Origin of the sequence: Bradyrhizobium sp. NBAIM14 (assembly GCF_020193895.1) — a bacterium.
GTDB lineage: Bacteria > Pseudomonadota > Alphaproteobacteria > Rhizobiales > Xanthobacteraceae > Bradyrhizobium > Bradyrhizobium yuanmingense.
Window position 1 is genome coordinate 1 of sequence record NZ_JADYVQ010000016.1, and the last position, 16,297, is coordinate 16,297.

At 66.6% G+C, this 16,297-nt stretch carries 16 protein-coding genes; 12 read left to right on the top strand and 4 right to left on the bottom strand.

Translation table 11 applies throughout. The features are described 5' to 3' along the window. The first annotated feature begins 153 nt into the window (after positions 1-153). Positions 154-1,095: a hypothetical protein gene (locus I6F28_RS28140; RefSeq protein ID WP_036003242.1), complete on the top strand. Its 942-nt coding sequence runs from the start codon at positions 154-156 to the stop codon at positions 1,093-1,095. Between the two features lie 251 nt (positions 1,096-1,346). Further along, positions 1,347-2,069 carry a bifunctional nicotinamidase/pyrazinamidase gene (pncA, locus tag I6F28_RS28145; protein ID WP_036003240.1) on the top strand — a complete coding sequence of 241 codons (723 nt, stop codon included), beginning with the start codon at positions 1,347-1,349 and terminating at the stop codon, positions 2,067-2,069. Positions 2,070-2,219: 150 nt separating this feature from the next. Here the strand turns inward: pncA and grpE are convergent, their stop codons facing one another. Together grpE and hrcA are read right to left on the bottom strand one after the other, a co-directional pair. Beyond that, positions 2,220-2,837 (bottom strand): nucleotide exchange factor GrpE, encoded by a 618-nt coding sequence (grpE, locus tag I6F28_RS28150; protein ID WP_036003237.1) that lies wholly within the window; start codon positions 2,835-2,837, stop codon positions 2,220-2,222. A gap of 94 nt (positions 2,838-2,931) precedes the next feature. Next, complete coding sequence (hrcA, locus tag I6F28_RS28155; protein ID WP_036003234.1) at positions 2,932-4,020, bottom strand: heat-inducible transcriptional repressor HrcA; 1,089 nt, start codon at positions 4,018-4,020, stop codon at positions 2,932-2,934. A 168-nt stretch (positions 4,021-4,188) separates the two neighbouring features. On the opposite strand from hrcA, the gene rph reads away from it, so the two are divergent. The 3 genes from rph to hemW are packed head-to-tail and all read left to right on the top strand — an operon-like array spanning position 4,189 to position 6,693. Further along, entirely contained in the window at positions 4,189-4,902 is a 714-nt protein-coding gene (gene rph / locus I6F28_RS28160) for a ribonuclease PH (protein ID WP_036024340.1), read from the top strand. Positions 4,903-4,913: 11 nt separating this feature from the next. Then, positions 4,914-5,549: an RdgB/HAM1 family non-canonical purine NTP pyrophosphatase gene (rdgB, locus tag I6F28_RS28165; RefSeq protein ID WP_225142246.1), complete on the top strand. Its 636-nt coding sequence runs from the start codon at positions 4,914-4,916 to the stop codon at positions 5,547-5,549. Continuing rightward, entirely contained in the window at positions 5,536-6,693 is a 1,158-nt protein-coding gene (gene hemW, locus I6F28_RS28170; RefSeq protein WP_225142248.1) for a radical SAM family heme chaperone HemW, read from the top strand. Before rdgB ends, hemW begins: the two co-directional genes overlap by 14 nt. A gap of 100 nt (positions 6,694-6,793) precedes the next feature. Here hemW and I6F28_RS28175 read toward each other — a convergent pair whose 3' ends face one another. Then, positions 6,794-8,026 (bottom strand): penicillin-binding protein activator, encoded by a 1,233-nt coding sequence (locus tag I6F28_RS28175; RefSeq protein WP_051056860.1) that lies wholly within the window; start codon positions 8,024-8,026, stop codon positions 6,794-6,796. A gap of 354 nt (positions 8,027-8,380) precedes the next feature. Here I6F28_RS28175 and rsmI point away from each other — a divergent pair, with 354 nt between their 5' ends. The 7 genes from rsmI to I6F28_RS28210 all read left to right on the top strand — a co-directional run bounded on the left by rsmI (position 8,381) and on the right by I6F28_RS28210 (position 15,375). Next, positions 8,381-9,331, top strand: a complete 951-nt coding sequence (rsmI, locus tag I6F28_RS28180) for a 16S rRNA (cytidine(1402)-2'-O)-methyltransferase (RefSeq protein WP_109141928.1) — start codon at positions 8,381-8,383, stop codon at positions 9,329-9,331. Further along, entirely contained in the window at positions 9,318-9,719 is a 402-nt protein-coding gene (locus I6F28_RS28185; protein ID WP_197954151.1) for a YraN family protein, read from the top strand. Before rsmI ends, I6F28_RS28185 begins: the two co-directional genes overlap by 14 nt. Before the next feature lie 10 nt (positions 9,720-9,729). Next, the gene (gshB, locus tag I6F28_RS28190) at positions 9,730-10,674 is read left to right on the top strand and encodes a glutathione synthase (RefSeq protein WP_036024326.1); all 945 of its coding nucleotides are present in this window, start codon (positions 9,730-9,732) and stop codon (positions 10,672-10,674) included. A gap of 284 nt (positions 10,675-10,958) precedes the next feature. Next, on the top strand, positions 10,959-11,780 hold the full coding sequence (gene cpaB / locus I6F28_RS28195) for a Flp pilus assembly protein CpaB (RefSeq protein WP_225142250.1): 822 nt from the start codon (positions 10,959-10,961) through the stop codon (positions 11,778-11,780). 10 nt (positions 11,781-11,790) lie between these two features. Then, positions 11,791-13,308: a type II and III secretion system protein family protein gene (locus tag I6F28_RS28200; protein ID WP_225113139.1), complete on the top strand. Its 1,518-nt coding sequence runs from the start codon at positions 11,791-11,793 to the stop codon at positions 13,306-13,308. A 49-nt stretch (positions 13,309-13,357) separates the two neighbouring features. After that, a complete protein-coding gene (locus I6F28_RS28205) occupies positions 13,358-14,089 on the top strand; it encodes a CpaD family pilus assembly protein (protein ID WP_225142252.1) in 732 nt (243 codons plus the stop codon). Next, positions 14,086-15,375, top strand: coding sequence for a CpaE/TadZ family protein (locus tag I6F28_RS28210; RefSeq protein WP_036003204.1), 1,290 nt, complete (start codon positions 14,086-14,088; stop codon positions 15,373-15,375). The genes I6F28_RS28205 and I6F28_RS28210 overlap by 4 nt, the downstream gene beginning before the upstream one ends. A gap of 119 nt (positions 15,376-15,494) precedes the next feature. On the opposite strand, the gene I6F28_RS28215 is transcribed toward I6F28_RS28210, so the two are convergent. Next, positions 15,495-16,292 carry a tetratricopeptide repeat protein gene (locus tag I6F28_RS28215; RefSeq protein WP_225142254.1) on the bottom strand — a complete coding sequence of 266 codons (798 nt, stop codon included), beginning with the start codon at positions 16,290-16,292 and terminating at the stop codon, positions 15,495-15,497. Positions 16,293-16,297 lie beyond the last annotated feature (5 nt).

Consider the following 16,297-nt stretch of genomic DNA (forward strand, 5'->3'; position numbering starts at 1 on the left):
CCCCCGCACCCGCAAGCCCGCCCGCCCTGTTGCGGCGAGGCCAAACCGGCTAAAAGGCGGACCGACCGCACAGCCGGCGCAGCTGCTTCGCGCGACAAAGCGGCCCGGTGGCCGACCATCGAACGGCCTCAATGTGAACCAATCAGAGTGGCCATGAAGCTGATCCGCCCCCTCGCCGCGCTCGCCCTCCTCGCCGTAACAGCGCTTCCGGCCTTCGCCGCCGACGTCGTTTTCCCACCCGGCTTGCGTCTCGGCATGGTGCCGCTGATCGGCCTCAGCACGGCCAAGACCTTTCCGGGCTTCGAGAGCGAGGACGGCAACGTCAAGGTGCTGGTCACCGAGCTGCCGCCGGCCGCCTATGGCGAGGTCGTGAGCGCCTTCAATTCCAATCCCGGCGGGACCGGCGGCGTCAAGCAGGACAAGGTCGAGACCCCCGCAGGTCTTGCCTATTTCACCACCGAAAGCGGCAAGGCCGGGGATACGCCGGTGAAGCGGTATTCGATGATCGTGCCCGGCGCCGGCTTCTCCGGCTATGTCGCGGTGCAGATCCCGGAGAATGCGACCAAGATCTACACGGACGAGGCGGTGCGGCAGATGTTCGCGAGCGCCACCACCCGCAGGCAGGTCTCGGCCGAAGAGCAGATCGCGCTACTGCCGTTCAAGATCACCGATCTCGCCGACTTCAAGGACATCAAGACCCTGGCACCGGGCTCGAGCATCATCCTGGCCGACGGCGATGAGAGCGTGGGCTACGAGGCGAGGCCGTTCATGATCCTCGGCCTGATCGGCGCCACCCCGCAAGCCGCCGACGACCGCGCCCGCTTCGCCCGGGAGGCGGCGCTCCAGATTCCCGGCGTGCGCGAGTCGCGCATCACCATGTCCGAGCCGATCCGCATCAACGGCCAGCAAGGCTTCGAGACCCGGATCGACGGCGTCAGCGGCAAGGACAAGGTCCCGGTGACGGTGGTGCAGTGGATCCGCTTCTCGAGCGGCGGCGCATCATTGCGCATCATCGCCAGCGCCCCGCGCGACCAATGGCAAGCCGCCTTCACCCGCTTCCGCACCGTACGCGACGGGATTCAGCCGAAGGGGTAGGATCCGAGGCGGGGATCCATACCGCGCGATCTCACGGTTGCAGGCGGATGCAGCGCCGACGAAGAGTTGTCGCCACACTCCTTCCTGTGGTTATGGATCCCGGGCTCGCGCTTTGCGCGCCCCGGGATGACGATAATGTTAGGGCCGAGAGCCCAACCGCTCATCAAGCCCGGCTGCATTTTCAGGCTTCTGTTCGTATACGAACGGAACTAGGCTTCCTTCCGTTGGATCATCCTGGAGGGGAGGTAGACATGCTGGTTCGGCGACAGGTCTTGGCAATGCTTGGAACGACGGCGCTGGCGACGCTCGCGCCAAGCGCGCTGTTCGCGGCCGCACCGATCAAGCCGGACGAAGCGTCCGCGCTGCTCGTGATCGACGTGCAGAACTGCTTCCTGCCCGGCGGCAGCCTCGCGGTGAAGGAAGGCGAGCAGGTGGTGCCGGTCATCAACAAGATCTCGAAGGCATTTGCGAACGTGGTGCTGACGCAGGACTGGCACACGCCGGGCCACGTTTCGTTTGCGTCGGTTCATTCCGGCAAGAAGCCGTTCGAAACGGTCGACCTGCCCTACGGCAAGCAGGTGCTGTGGCCGGACCATTGCGTGCAGGGCACCGAGGGCGCGGCGCTGTCGAAGGACCTGTCGATCCCGCACGCCGAGCTCATCATCCGCAAGGGATTTCACAAGAACGTCGACAGCTATTCGGCCTTCCTCGAGGCCGACGGCAAGACCTCGACCGGGCTCGCCGGCTACCTGAGGGGCCGCAAGATCAAGCGCGTCTTCGTCGCTGGTCTTGCGACAGACTTCTGCGTCGCCTGGACCGCGCTCGACGGGCGCAAGGCGGGCTTCGAGGTCTATGTGGTGGAAGACGCCTGCCGCGGCATCGACACGCAGGGCTCGCTCGCCAAGGCCTGGGCCGACATGGCCAAGGCGGGCGTGAAGCGGATTCAGTCTGCGGATATCGCGGTGAGCGCGTAGGCGGCGCGCCATCTTCCGTCATTCCGGGGCGCGCTTCAGCGCGAGCTATGGTGCGCAATTTGCGCACCTGAGAATCCATTGTGCGGTTGTCTCTGCGTTCGATGGATTCCGGGTTCTCGACTTCGCCGAGCCCCGGAATGACGCCAACACTCAGTTCGCCGCGCTGCTCGATTCGTTGTTGTTCGCCGCGGGCGCAGTCTTCGCGCCGCCCTTGGCGACGCCGACCAGCGCCGGGCGCAGCACGCGGTCACCGATGGTGTAGCCGGCCTGCATGATCTGCACCACGGTGCCCGACGGCACCGACGCGTCAGGCACTTCGTACATTGCCTGGTGGAAGTTCGGGTCGAACTTCTGGCCCTGAGGATCCAGCTTCTTCACGCCGTGTTTTTCCAGCGCGTTGAGCAGCGCGCGCTCCGTGAGCTCGACGCCCTCGATCAACGAGACCAGGCCGGGATCGGCCGCAGCACGCGCCTCCGCCGGAACGGCATCGAGTGCGCGCTGGAGATTATCGGCGATGTCGAGCACGTCGCGCGCGAAGCCGGTGATGCCATAGAGGCGGGCGTCGGCAACTTCCTTGGCGGTGCGCTTGCGCAAATTCTCCATCTCGGCCAGCGTCCGCAGCATGCGGTCGCGCGCTTCAGCAGCTTCCTTTTGCAGGGTTTCGACCGAACCCGGCTCGGGATCGTCGGGCATGATGTAGGGTTTCGACACCACGGGCTCGCCGGTCGCTGCAGTCGTGTCTTGGGGTTGCCGGTCTTGCTCGGTCATCGGCTCTGATCTCGAACTCGTTTCAGGGATGTTGGCCCGGATATCGTGCTTAAGCCCGCGAAAATCAAGCGCCCGTGATCGGCAGAAAGGCCGGTCAGCCCCCCAACAGGCGGCTGACGATGCGGGCGGCGTAGTCCACGGTCGGGATCACGCGGGCATAATTCAGCCGCGTCGGGCCGATCACGCCGAGAACGCCGACGATGTGGCCGGCGGCATCCCGATAGGGCGAGATGATGGTGGACGACCCCGACAGCGAAAACAGCTTGTTCTCACTGCCGATGAAGATGCGCACGCCTTCGGCGGTCTCGGCCCGGCCGAGCAGATCGATCACGCCGCGCTTGGTCTCGAGGTCGTCGAACAACAGGCGAACCCGCTCCAGATCCTCCAGCGCGTGCAGATCTTCGAGCAGATTGGCGTGGCCGCGGACGATGAGCTGACGGTCCTCGCTCTCGCCGCCGGACCAGCTGGCGATGCCGGCCGAGATCACTTTCTGTGTCAGCTGATCGAGCTCGGCACGGGCCTCGCCGAGTGCGGTCTCGAGCTCGAGCCGCGCTTCGGCCAAGGTGCGGCCGCGGATCCGCGCATTGAGGAAATTGCCGGCCTCTGTCAGCGCCGAAGAGGGAACTCCGGGCGGCAGCGTCAACACGCGGTTTTCAACCTGGCCGTCTTCGCCGACCAGGATCACCAGCGCTTTTTCCGGTTCCAGGCGGACGAATTCGATGTGCTTCAGCCGCGCATTGGATTTCGGCGTCAGCACGACGGCGGCGGCCCGGGTCAGGCCGGAGAGCCGCATCAAGGCCTGGTCCAGCGCCGCCTCGACCGATTGCGCCTCGCCGACGGACGAGAGCTGGCTCTGGATCGCCTGCCGCTCGGCCTCGTTGAGGTCGCCGACCTGCATCAGGGCATCGACGAAGAAGCGCAGGCCCAGTTCCGTCGGCAGCCGGCCGGCGGAGGTGTGCGGGGCATAGATCAGGCCGAGCTGTTCCAGATCGGCCATGACGTTGCGCACAGATGCCGGCGACAGCGGCATCGCAATCAGGCGGGAAATGTTGCGCGAGCCGACCGGCTCACCGGTCGCGAGATAGCTTTCGACAATTTGACGAAAGATGTCGCGGGAACGCTCGTTGAGCTGGGCAAGGCCTGCGCGCGGCGCGATCAGATGGATCGGATCGTGATGGGCCACAGACGGTAACTCCTCTCAGATCCTTATAATTTGTCCATCCGGGCCGCGTCTGACAAGCGTGGCGTTTGCAGGCCGACGGTCAGGGGGTGAATAAGCCCTTGCCGCCCACCCCCGCCCCACCTACAAGCACCGCGAACAGCCTATTCCCGTGAGTTTTGGAGATTTCCCATGCGGCCAAGCCGCCGTGCGCCCGACGAATTGCGCCCCGTGACGCTGGAGCGCGGCGTGGTCAAATATGCGGAAGGCTCGTGCCTCGTTAAATTCGGCGACACCCATGTGCTGGTCACCGCCACACTGGAGGATCGCCTGCCGCCGTGGCTGAAGGGGCAGGGCCGCGGCTGGGTCACCGCCGAATACGGCATGCTGCCGCGCGCGACCTCCGAACGCACCCGCCGCGAGGCCTCCGCCGGCAAGCAGAGCGGCCGCACCGTCGAGATCCAGCGCCTGATCGGCCGCTCGCTTCGCACCATCGTCGATCTCGAAGCTCTTGGCGAGCGCCAGATCACGGTCGATTGCGACGTGCTCCAGGCCGACGGCGGCACGCGCACGGCCTCGATCACTGGCGCCTGGGTCGCGCTTGCCGATTGCCTCAACTGGATGAAGGCGCGCAACATGGTGAAGGCCAACGTGATGCGCGACAACGTCGCCGCGATCTCCTGCGGCATCTACAACGGCACGCCGGTGCTCGATCTCGACTATGCCGAGGATTCGGAAGCCGAGACCGACGCCAATTTCGTCATGACCGGCGATGGCCGCATCATCGAGGTGCAGGGCACCGCGGAACGCGAGCCGTTCACGCAGGACGAGTTCCTGAAGCTGATCGCCCTGGCGCAGAAGGGCATTGCGCGTCTGGTGGACTTGCAGAAACTGGCCGTGGCGTAGTCAATAGGCCCATGCACCGCCGAATCACCGACAAGCTCGTCATCGCCACCCACAATCCCGGCAAGCTCGCCGAGATGAGGGAGCTGCTCGCGCCGTACGGGATCGAGGCGGTGTCGGCCGGCGAGCTCGGCCTAGACGAGCCCGAGGAAACCGGCAACGATTTCCGCAGCAACGCCGCGATCAAGGCGATCGCCGCGGCGGAGGCGACCAAGCTGCCCTCCTTCGCCGACGATTCCGGCATCGTCGTCGACGCACTCGACGGTGCGCCGGGAATCTACAGCGCGCGCTGGGCCGGTCCATCCAAGGATTTCAACGCGGCGATGGCGCAGATCGAGCGCCTGCTGCAGGAGCGCGGCGCCACCACGCCGGACAAGCGCAAAGCCCACTTCGTCTCGGCGCTTTGTGTGGCCTGGCCCGACGATCATCGCGAGGAGGTCGAGGCGCGCGTCGACGGCACGCTGATCTGGCCACCGCGCGGCACAGCCGGCTTCGGCTACGACCCGATGTTCCTGCCGGACGGGCACAGCCGCACCTTCGGCGAGATGACCAGCATCGAGAAGCATGGCCTGCCGCCGCTTGGCCTCGGCCTGTCGCACCGCGCCCGCGCTTTTCGGAAACTGGCGGAGATCTGCCTTGAGCCGCGCTAACAAGGATGCGTTTGGCGTCTATGTGCACTGGCCGTTCTGCCTGTCGAAGTGCCCCTATTGCGACTTCAACAGCCATGTCCGCCATGCCGCGATCGACGAGACGCGCTTCGCCGCCGCCTTCGCGCGTGAGATCGCAACGACCGCCGAGCGCGCGCCCGGCCGCGAGGTCACCTCGATCTTCCTCGGCGGCGGCACGCCGTCACTGATGCAGCCCGCCACCGTCGGCGCGGTGTTAGACGCGATCGGCAAGCACTGGACCGTCGCAGGCGACGTCGAGGTAACGCTGGAAGCGAACCCGACCAGCGTCGAAGCCACGCGCTTTGCCGGTTATCGCATCGCCGGCGTCAACCGCGTCTCGCTGGGCGTGCAGGCGCTCGACGACGCCTCGCTCAAAGCGCTCGGCCGCATGCACAGCGCGCGCGAAGCGCTCGATGCCGTCGCCATCGCGCGCCGCGCGTTCGACCGCTATTCGTTCGACCTGATCTACGCCCGCCCCGACCAGACGCCGGCGATGTGGGCGGGCGAGCTGCGGCACGCCATCGATGAAGCGGCCGAGCATCTGTCGCTCTATCAATTGACGATCGAGGAAGGCACGCCCTTCTTCGGCCTGCACCAGGCCGGCAAGCTGAAGACGCCGGACGAAGCGGTCGCCCGCGCGCTCTACGACGTCACGCAGGAGACCTGCGACAAGCTCGGGTTGCCCGCTTACGAGATCTCCAATCACGCGCGGCGCGGCGCCGAATGCCGGCACAATCTGGTGTACTGGCGCGGCGAGGAATATGCCGGCATCGGCCCCGGCGCACATGGCCGTCTCGACATCGACGGCATGCGCCACGCCACCGCCACCGAGAAGCGTCCCGAGGCCTGGCTGATGCGGGTCGAGACCAACGGCGACGGTGTCGTCAGCGACGAGCTCCTCAACAGCGAGGAACGCGCCGACGAATTCCTGCTGATGGGATTGCGGCTCGCCGAAGGCATCGATCCCGAGCGCTACAAGGCCCTCGCCGGCCGCCCGCTCGACCCCCGCCGCATCGCGCTCTTGCGCGAGGAAGGCGCGATCACCGTGGATGCGACGGGACGGCTGCGCGTGACCAGCAGCGGTTTTCCGGTGCTGGATGCCGTGGTCGCGGATCTGGCGGCTTAGCGGATCTCGTAGCCCGGATGGAGCGTAGCGCAATCCGGGACGGTCTCACCGCGTGGACAGAACCCGGATTACGCTGCGCTCCATCCGGGCTACGAAACCATTACGCCCCAAAGCTCTTCGGCGAGCCCGCCACCGCAACGCCGCCGCCTTGCGTCACCTTCATCACGGCAAGTCCGCGTTCATTCGTGCCATCAGCACGGAAGCGGAACAGGCCGTCGATGCCGGCGAAGCCTGAGGGGTTGGTGAGCACGTCGGAGGAGAAGCGCTGGCCGCCTTGCGTGCGCGCCAGCGCGGCAACGAGCGCGACCGCGTCATAGGAAAGGGTCGCGGTGCGGATCGGCTCGGCGCCGTATTTCGTGCGGTAGCGGCCGGAGAAGGCGCGGAAGCCGGCCGGATCGGGCGCGGCGTAAAGGCCGCCCTGCAGCGCGGCGCTGGCATAGACGCGCGGATTGTCCCACAGGCCGGTGCCGAGCAGCTGGATGTTGCGCAGGTTCGCGCCCGCGGCCGTCATCGCATCCGCCACTGACACGACGGCATCGCCGTCATCGGCAATGAATAGCGCGTCCGCACTGCCGAGCTGCTGCGCCACGGTGCGCGCGGGCGTGGCGCGATCGGCACCGTATTTCTCGAACGCAACGATGCGCCCGCCGCGCCGCGGCACCGCCGCCTTCACCGCGGCCTCGACGACATTGCCATAGGCGTTGTCGGGCACCAGCACCGCGACGGAGCGCTTTCCGATGCCGGCGGAATATTCGACGATGCGGTTGACGTCGGACTCCGGCAGGAACGAGAGCAGATAGACGCCGCGTCCGGCGATGCTGGAATCGGTCGAGAAGGCGATGACGGAAATGCCGCGCGTGCGCGCGACCTGCGCCACCGCCGGCACCGATTGCGCGAACAGCGGCCCGAGGATGATCTCGGCACCCTCGTCGACCGCCTGCTGCGCGCCGGCCTGCGCGCCTTGCGGGCTGCCATTGTCGTCCTTGATCAGGAGCTGGATGTTCGGGTTCTGGAACTCGGCCAACGCCATCTCGGCGGCGTTGCGCATCGATTGCGCGGCGAGCCCGGCATTGCCGGCCGCGGAGAGCGGCAGGATCAGGCCGACCTTCACGCCGCCGGTGCCGGCGGTCGTCGCCTGCTGCTGCGGTCCTGCCGGCTGGGCCGGCGGCGCGGAGCTCGAGAACGGGTTGGAGAACTGGCTGAGGCTTTGCTGCACGCCGGCGCAGGCCGACAGCACGGGCGCGCCGAGCAACAGGCCGAGCGCAGTCCGCCGGGTCGCCCCTGGCGATGGGGATCCCGGAAGGTGAGACTTTGGATGACGCGGGCCGACCATGGCAGCTTCTCTTCCGACCTGCCGTCGCCGGCTGATCACGACATTGCTTTCCGCGACGGGGGGCCGCGGATTCAGGCAGTGTGTCGGCAAATAGTTAACCAAAACAAAAGGATAACAACCGCTTAACGCGGCCGCAATCCCGTCCCGGCAGCTCTTCGCCGTCACTCATTCACTCATCAAGGCGGCGTTTCCGTCGCGAATATGGCGCGAGGGCCCCTCTTGCCTCCCGGCGCGATCTCGACCGATCACATTCCCGTCCGTTCCTCGCCCCTCACCTGGATACGATCTTTGGGCACGATCTTTTTCGGCGAGCCGGTTCCCAGCCTTAGCGATCGTGCCTAAGTTGGCTCCATTATGCGCGGAAAGCCGGCCCCGATAAATACGCCTGAAGCTCAAGACGCCGCCTCGCGCGGTTTCTCCATCGATGCCCATCGGCTCGCGGCGCCGAAGGCCGCGCCGGGCCTCCATCTGGTCGCGACCCCGATCGGCAATCTCGGCGACATCACCCTGCGGGCGCTGCAGACGCTCGCCGGCGTCGACGTCATCGCCTGTGAGGACACCCGCATCACGCGCCGCCTGACCGAGCGCTATGCGATCACGGCCCAGCTCAAGCCATATCACGAGCACAATGCGGAGGCCGCGCGTCCCAAAATCCTCGAAGCCCTCGGGCAAGGCGGCTCGGTCGCGCTGGTGTCGGACGCCGGCACGCCGCTGATCTCCGATCCCGGCTTCAAGCTGGTGCGCGAGGTCTGCGCCGCCGGCCATGCGGTGTATGCGCTGCCCGGCCCGTCCTCGGTGCTGGCCGCGCTGTCGGTCGCCGCGCTGCCGACCGACCGCTTCTTCTTCGAAGGCTTCTTGCCGGCGAAATCAGCCGCGCGGCGCAGCCGTCTCACCGAGCTCGCCCGCATTGACGCGACGCTGGTGATGTTCGAGTCAGGCAACCGCGTGCAGGATACGCTGGCCGATCTCGCCGAGATCATGGGGCCGCGCGAGGCCGCGATCTGCCGCGAGCTGACCAAGCTGCATGAGGAGATTTCGCGCGCAACGCTGAGCGAGCTGGCGCGCGAGGCTGCAACGCTGGAGACACGCGGCGAATTCGTGCTGGTGATCGCTCCGCCCGCGGCCGACGCCGAGGTTCTGACATCGGACGCGCTCGATAGTCTGTTGCGCGAGCAGCTTGCCGCGCACAGCGTCAAGGATGCCGTGGCGCACGCGGTCGCGTTGTCGGGCCGGCCGCGCCGCGAGGTCTATGCCCGCGCGCTCGAGCTCGCAAAGGATTCGCGGGGCAGCGATGGCGAAGACTGAGATTCCTGCGGAACCGAAGGTCGCGTCGCCCGAGCGCGTCGCAGCGTTCCAGACCGGTATTTCCGCGGAGAGCCGTGCCGCCGCCTACCTCATGGCCAAGGGCTACCGCATTCTCGCCAAACGTTACCGCACCCCGCATGGCGAGATCGACATCGTGGCGCGGCGCCGCAACCTGATCGCCTTCGTCGAGGTCAAGGCCCGCGCCACGCTGGACGACGCCGCATTCGCCGTGACGCCGCGCCAGCAGCAGCGCATCATCGACGCCGCGCAAGGCTGGCTCGCAGCGCATCCCGAGCATGCCGAATTCGAATTACGATTCGACGCCATGCTGATTGCGCCGCGCTCGCTTCCGCGCCATGTGTTGGCGGCATTCGACGCCTCGACCTGAAAGGCAGCCCATGAAACTGAACGTCGCCGTCCAGATGGACCCCATCGCCCGCATCAACATCAAGGGCGATTCCACCTTCGCGCTGCTCTTGGAGGCGCAGAAGCGCGGCCATGGCCTGTCCTATTACACGCCCGACAAGCTCTCGATGGTCGGCGAGGAGCTGGTCGCGCCGGTTCAGCTCCTGACGGTGCGCGACGAGCCCGGCGACCATTTCACCCTCGGCGAGCCCAGGCGCGAGGCGCTGAACGGTTTCGACGTGGTGCTGCTGCGCCAGGATCCGCCGTTCGACCTCGCCTACATCACCTCGACGCATTTCCTGGAGCGCATCCATCCGAAGACGCTGGTCGTCAACGATCCCGCCTCGGTGCGCAACGCGCCGGAAAAGCTGTTCGTGATGAATTTTCCGCAACTGATGCCGCCGACGCTGATCTCGCGCGACCTGGATGAGATCAACGCGTTCCGCGACAAGTACGGCGCGGTCGTCATGAAGCCGCTGCACGGCCATGGCGGCGCGGCGGTGTTCCGCGTGATGCCGCAGGACATGAATTTCGGCTCGCTGTTCGACATGTTCTCGGTGACGTTCAGGGAGCCCTGGGTGATCCAGCAATTCATCCCCGAGGTGAAGCACGGCGACAAGCGCATCATCCTGGTCGACGGCGAGTTCGCCGGCGCGGTGAACCGCGTGCCGGCCGCCGACGACCTCCGCTCCAACATGGTGCGCGGCGGCGCGGCGCAGGAGACGGAGCTCACCCCGCGCGAGCGCGAGATCTGCGCCACGGTCGGCCCGGCGCTGCGCGAGCGCGGCCTGCTGTTCGTCGGCATCGACGTCATCAACGGCAATCTCACCGAGATCAACGTGACCTCACCGACCGGCATCCGCGCCATCGCGCGGCTCGGCGGCCCGGATGTCGCGGCGAAGATCTGGGACGTGATCGAAGCGAAGCGGAAGAAGTAGAGCTCTGCGCGCAGCCCGGATGGAGCGTTAGCGAAGTCCGGGATGCTAACGACGTATTCACCATGACGCCGCGCGCGCCGTGCGAACGTACGTGCCCGCGTAGGTGAAACTACGGGGCTGTTGGCCGACCCAATAACGCCGCGTTCACCATCTGCCGAAAACCAGCATCGCGGCCGGCGATCACGTTCGGCCTCGCAACACCCCTTATACTTTTGCTGCCTACTCATCGATGCGGGGGAACACGCCAGGTGCGGTTCGAGTGCCCCGCGTAAGAGTAGAAGCGTATGAATACCGCACGCATTGTCGTTCTCGTCATCGCTCTCGGCGCCGGCGGCGTCGCTGCATATCTGGCGAGCGGCTATCAGAATCCGCCCGCGGCCGTCCTGCCCGTCGCCGAGAAGCTGCCGACGGTCGAGGTCCTTATCGCCAAGAACGACATCCAGCTCGGCCAGGCCGTCAAGCCCGAGGACCTGCAATGGCAGGCCTGGCCCGCGGCAACCGCCAGCAGCGCCTTCATCCGCCGCGACAGCAGGCCCGAGGCACCGACCCACATCGCGGGCTCGATCGCGCGCGTGCCGTTGATGCAGGGCGAGCCGATCCGCGAGCAGAAGCTGGTCAAGGCCGAAGGCTCCGGCTTCATGGCCGCGATCCTGCCGTCCGGGATGCGTGCCGTCTCGACCGAGATTTCAGCCGAAACCGGCGCCGGCGGCTTCATCCTGCCGAATGACCGCGTCGACATCGTCCTGACCCGCCGGCTGAAGAATCCGGACGGCGGCAACACCAACGGCCCGACCGGCGGCAACGACCTCATCCTGTCCGAGGTCATTCTCACCAACATCCGCGTGCTCGCGATCGACCAGGCCCCGAAGGAAAAGGAGGGCCAGAACGCGGTGGTCGGCAAGACCGTCACGCTCGAGCTGCGGCCCGACCAGATCGCGACGCTTTCGGCCGCACGGCAGGGCGGCACTCTGACACTCGCGCTGCGCAGCATCGTCGATGCCAACGCAGTCGACGGCACGCCCGAGGACCAGGCGATCAAGCGCCCAGGCGGCGTGAACGTAATCCGTTACGGCGTCCAGGCACGGCAACTGACGTCACAGAAGTGATGGGGACAGCATGAACTACGGGGGTGATCGGACGGGCTTGCGCATTCGGGGGAAGCGCGTGCGCTCGGTCCTGGCGGGGACGATGTTGGTGCTGGGGCTGCTCGCGGCTTCCGGCGTCCTCAGTGCTGCGGAGGCGCCGGTCGGCGACCAGGCGCCGATGCAGGCGTCGGATCTCGGCTTATCGTCGGTTGGGACTATCGCACCGGCGCGGTCGCGCTTTCTGTCGCTCGGCATCGGCAAGTCCGTCGTCATCGACCTGCCGCGCGAGGTCAAGGACGTGCTGGTGGCCGATCCCAAGATCGCCAATGCGGTGATCCGCTCGGCCCAGCGCGCCTATATCATCGGCGGCCAGGTCGGCCAGACCAACGTCGTGTTCTTCGCGGCCGATGGCCAGCAGGTCGCCTCCTATGACATCGCGGTGAAGCGCGACCTCAACGGCATGCGTTCGGCACTGCGCCAGTCGCTGCCGGGCGTCCAGATCGAGGGCGTCGGCGACAGCGTGATGCTGACCGGCTCGGTGTCGAGCCCGGTCGAGGCCCAGCAGGCCGGCGACGTTGCCGCAAAGCTGGTCGGCGGCGCGGACAAGGTCGTCAACAACATCGTCGTGCGCGGCCGCGACCAGGTCATGCTCAAGGTCGTGGTCGGCGAAGTCCGCCGCGACATCGTCAAGCAGCTCGGCGTCGATCTCAGCGCCAGCCTGAATGCCGGCACGGCGGTGGTGAATTTCAACAATTCCAACCCGTTCTCGGTCTCTGGCGGACCGATCGTCAGCAGTAATGGGCTCGGCGTCACCGGCCTCGCCAAGGGCGTCGCCACCGTCAACGCCACGATGCGGGCAATGGAAAGCGCCGGCGTCATGCGGACCCTGGCCGAACCGAGTCTGACCGCGATCTCGGGCGAATCCGCCACTTTCATCGCCGGCGGCGAATTCCCGATTCCCGGGGGCTATGCCTGCGATCCGGTCACTCACGTCTGTACCACCCAGGTCACCTACAAGAAGTTCGGCATCTCGCTGAACTTCACCCCGGTCGTGCTCAGCGAAGGCCGCATCAGCCTGCGCGTGATGACCGAGGTCTCGGAGCTGTCGAACACCAACTCGATCACGTTGACGCAGGCCGTGACCGGGTCCTCGACCAACTCGATCACCATTCCATCGATCCAGACCCGCCGCGCCGAAACGACCCTGGAGATTCCCTCGGGCGGCTCGATGGCGATGGCCGGCCTGATCCAGCAGCAGACCAAGCAGGCGATCAACGGACTGCCTGGTGTCGACCAGGTGCCGATCATCGGCGCGCTGTTCCGCAGCCAGGACTTCGTCAACAACGAGACCGAGCTGATGGTGATCGTGACGCCTTACGTGGTGCGCGCGGTTGCCCAGAAGGAATTGTCGCGGCCCGACGACGGCTTCGCGCCGGCCTCGGACGCACAGAGGGCGCTGCTCGGCCGGGTCAACCGCCTCTATGGCATCGCGAGCCGTGTCGATCCGGTCGCCGGCACGCCGGGCGATTTCGGCTTCATCATCGACTGAGACGAACGGTTTGGGGACCGGGCAAGGCAGGGGCAGGAGGGATCAGGGGATGACGACAACATCAGCCGATCGACGGCGCAATTTGCGGCTCACGCTGGCACTGACGGGCCTCTCCGTCATGCTCGGCGCCTGCAACACCACCGAGATCGTCACCCAGACGGTGCCGACCGATTATCGCCAGCGCCATCCGATTGCGGTGCAGGAAGGCAAGAAGTCGATCGTGATCTTCGTCGGCAAGAGCAGAGGCGGCCTCTCGGCTGCGCAGCATTCGGACGTCGCGGGCATCGCGCGGGACTGGATGCGCGAAGGCACCGGCTCGGTCGTCGTCGATGTGCCGGTCGACACCGCCAATTCGCGCGCGGCTGCCGCAACCTATCAGGAGATCCGCTCGGTGCTCTCGTCCGGCGGCGTGCCGTCGCGCGCCATCGTCCAGCGGCCCTATCGCCCCGATGATCCCGGGCTACTGCCCACCATCCGCCTGAGCTATTCCAAGATCACCGCGGTCGCCGGCCCCTGCGGGCTGTGGCCCGAAGACGTCGGCCCCAACATCCTCAACCCCGGCTACACCGAGAACCGGCCCTATTTCAATCTGGGCTGCGCCAGCCAGCGCAATCTCGCCGCGATGATCGACAACCCGGCTGACTTAGAGCAACCGCGCGCCGAGACGCCCGCCTATACCGCACGGCGCGAGATCGCGTTCGATCGCTATCGCAAGGGCACGACGACGACGACCACCTATCCCGAATCCGACAAGGCCAAACTCAGCGATACCGCCAAATGACAGGCATCCACGACGAAGACGCGGACGATCCGCAGCATCCCGAGGAACACATCGCCCCGGTTCCTCGCATTTCGGTGCAAGCCTTCTGCGAGACCGAGCAGACGCTCAAGGCGGTGACCGCGGCTGGCCAGGACCGCCGGCTCGCCAAGGCCCATCTCAGCGCCAAGGACGGCGGCCTCGCCGCGGCGATCGAAGCCTATGAATCGATGCCGACGCCGAACGTGATCGTCATCGAGTCCGACGGCACGCGCGACATCCTCGAAGGACTGGACGACCTCGCCGGCGTCTGCGATCCCGGCACACGCGTGGTCGTGATCGGCAGCCCCAGCGACACCGCGCCCTATCGCGAGCTGGTGCGCCGCGGCGTCAACGACTACGTGGTCGGCCCGGTCGAAACCATCGACGTGGTCCGCTCGATCTGCAGCCTGTTCTCGGCCTCGGAAGCCATCATCACCGGCCGCGTCATCGCCGTGGTCGGCGCCAAAGGCGGCGTCGGCGCGTCCACCGTCGCGCATAATCTGGCCTGGACCATCGCCCGCGATCTCTCGCTCGATTCCGTCGTGATCGATCTCGACCTCGCCTTCGGCACCGCGGGCCTCGACTACAACCAGGATCCGGTGCAGGGCATCGCCAACGCGGTGCTGTCGCAGGACCGGCCGGACACGGCGCTGATGGAGCGCCTGCTCGCCAAATGCACCGATCGCCTCAGCCTCCTGGCAGCGCCCGCCACGCTCGACCGCGTCTACGATTTCGGTGCTGAAGCCTTCGATGCCGTGTTCGACACGCTGCGCATGACGACGCCCTGCATCGTGCTCGACGTGCCCCATCAATGGTCCGGCTGGACCCGGCGCGCGCTGGTGAACGCCGACGACATCGTGATCGTGGCCGAGCCCGATCTCGCCAATCTACGCAACACCAAGAACATGCTGAGCGTGCTGAAGGCGGCGCGACCGAACGACCGGCCGCCGCTGTACTGCCTCAACCAGGTCGGCATGCACAAGCGTGCGGAGATCGAGGTCAAGGCCTTCGCCAAGACCATGGAGAGCCAGCCGATCGCGGTGATCCCGTTCGATTCGAAACTGTTCTCGACCGCGGCCAATAACGGCCAGATGATCGCGGAGGTCTCCAGGACCCACCGCACCACCGTTCTGTTCCAGAATATGGCGAACCGCCTCGCCGGCCGCGGCGAGGTGAAGAAGCCGAAGCGCTCGCTGCTCGAGCCGCTTTTGAAGAAGCTGAAGGGCAAGTCGGGGCGCAGCTCGGCCCCGCATCGCAAGGCGTCGTAGGCGCGGCTTATTTGAGCATGATCTCCGCGCAAACGCCTTCCGCGTTTGTCGCGAGGGAAAACCGCTTCACACTTTGCGCTGACGCGGCCCTTCGGGTCCGGATCATGCTCTAGGGCGGACTACCTGTCCGCCCGCTGCTGCTTTTTCGCCAGCAGCTGCTTCAGCGCCGCGACCTTGGCCGCGGCCTGGTCCGGCGGCAGATCTGCCTTGACGAGGATTTCGGCCTCGGCCTCGCGACCCTGCAATCCCAGCACGAGCGCCAGATTGGCGCGGACCCGCGCATCGTTCTGATTGCGCTGATGGGCGCGGCCGAGCACCTGTTCGGCCTTCGATAGATTATTCTGCAGCATGTAGGACAGGCCGAGATTGGACAGCACGGTCGGCTCGTTCGGCACGATCTTCAACGCCGCAGCGTAATATTGCTGGGCTTCCTCGTTGCGGCCGAGCTGGTCGAGCACAGCGCCCTGCGCCGACAGGATGCGCCAATCGGGATCCTCGGGCGAATGCGCCCGGCCGAGGACGTCGAAGGCCTGCTGGAAATTGCCGTTGTCGGCGAGCGCGCGGCCGTAGCCGGCGAGCAGCGCCTTGTTGCCAGGACGGGCGAGCACGGCCTGCTCCAGCACTGCGACCGCCTGCGCGCGCTGGCCGCTGCCACGCAGCGCCTTGCCGTATTCGAGAGCAATGGCGGGATCGCTCGGCTTGGCGCGATAACGCTCGCGAAGTGCGTCCATCTCCGGCGTGGGGTCGGCCTTGCTGTCGGACTTGCCGTCAAACTTGGCGGCGGGCTCCCGCTTGCCGCCGAGCGCACCGGTGACGTCGTCGATGCCGGCCGTCTGACAGCCGCCGAGGGCGAGGATCAGGACGGCGGAACACAGATATCCCGCCGGGGATAAGGCGAGGAACGAACGCTTGGGCATACTCT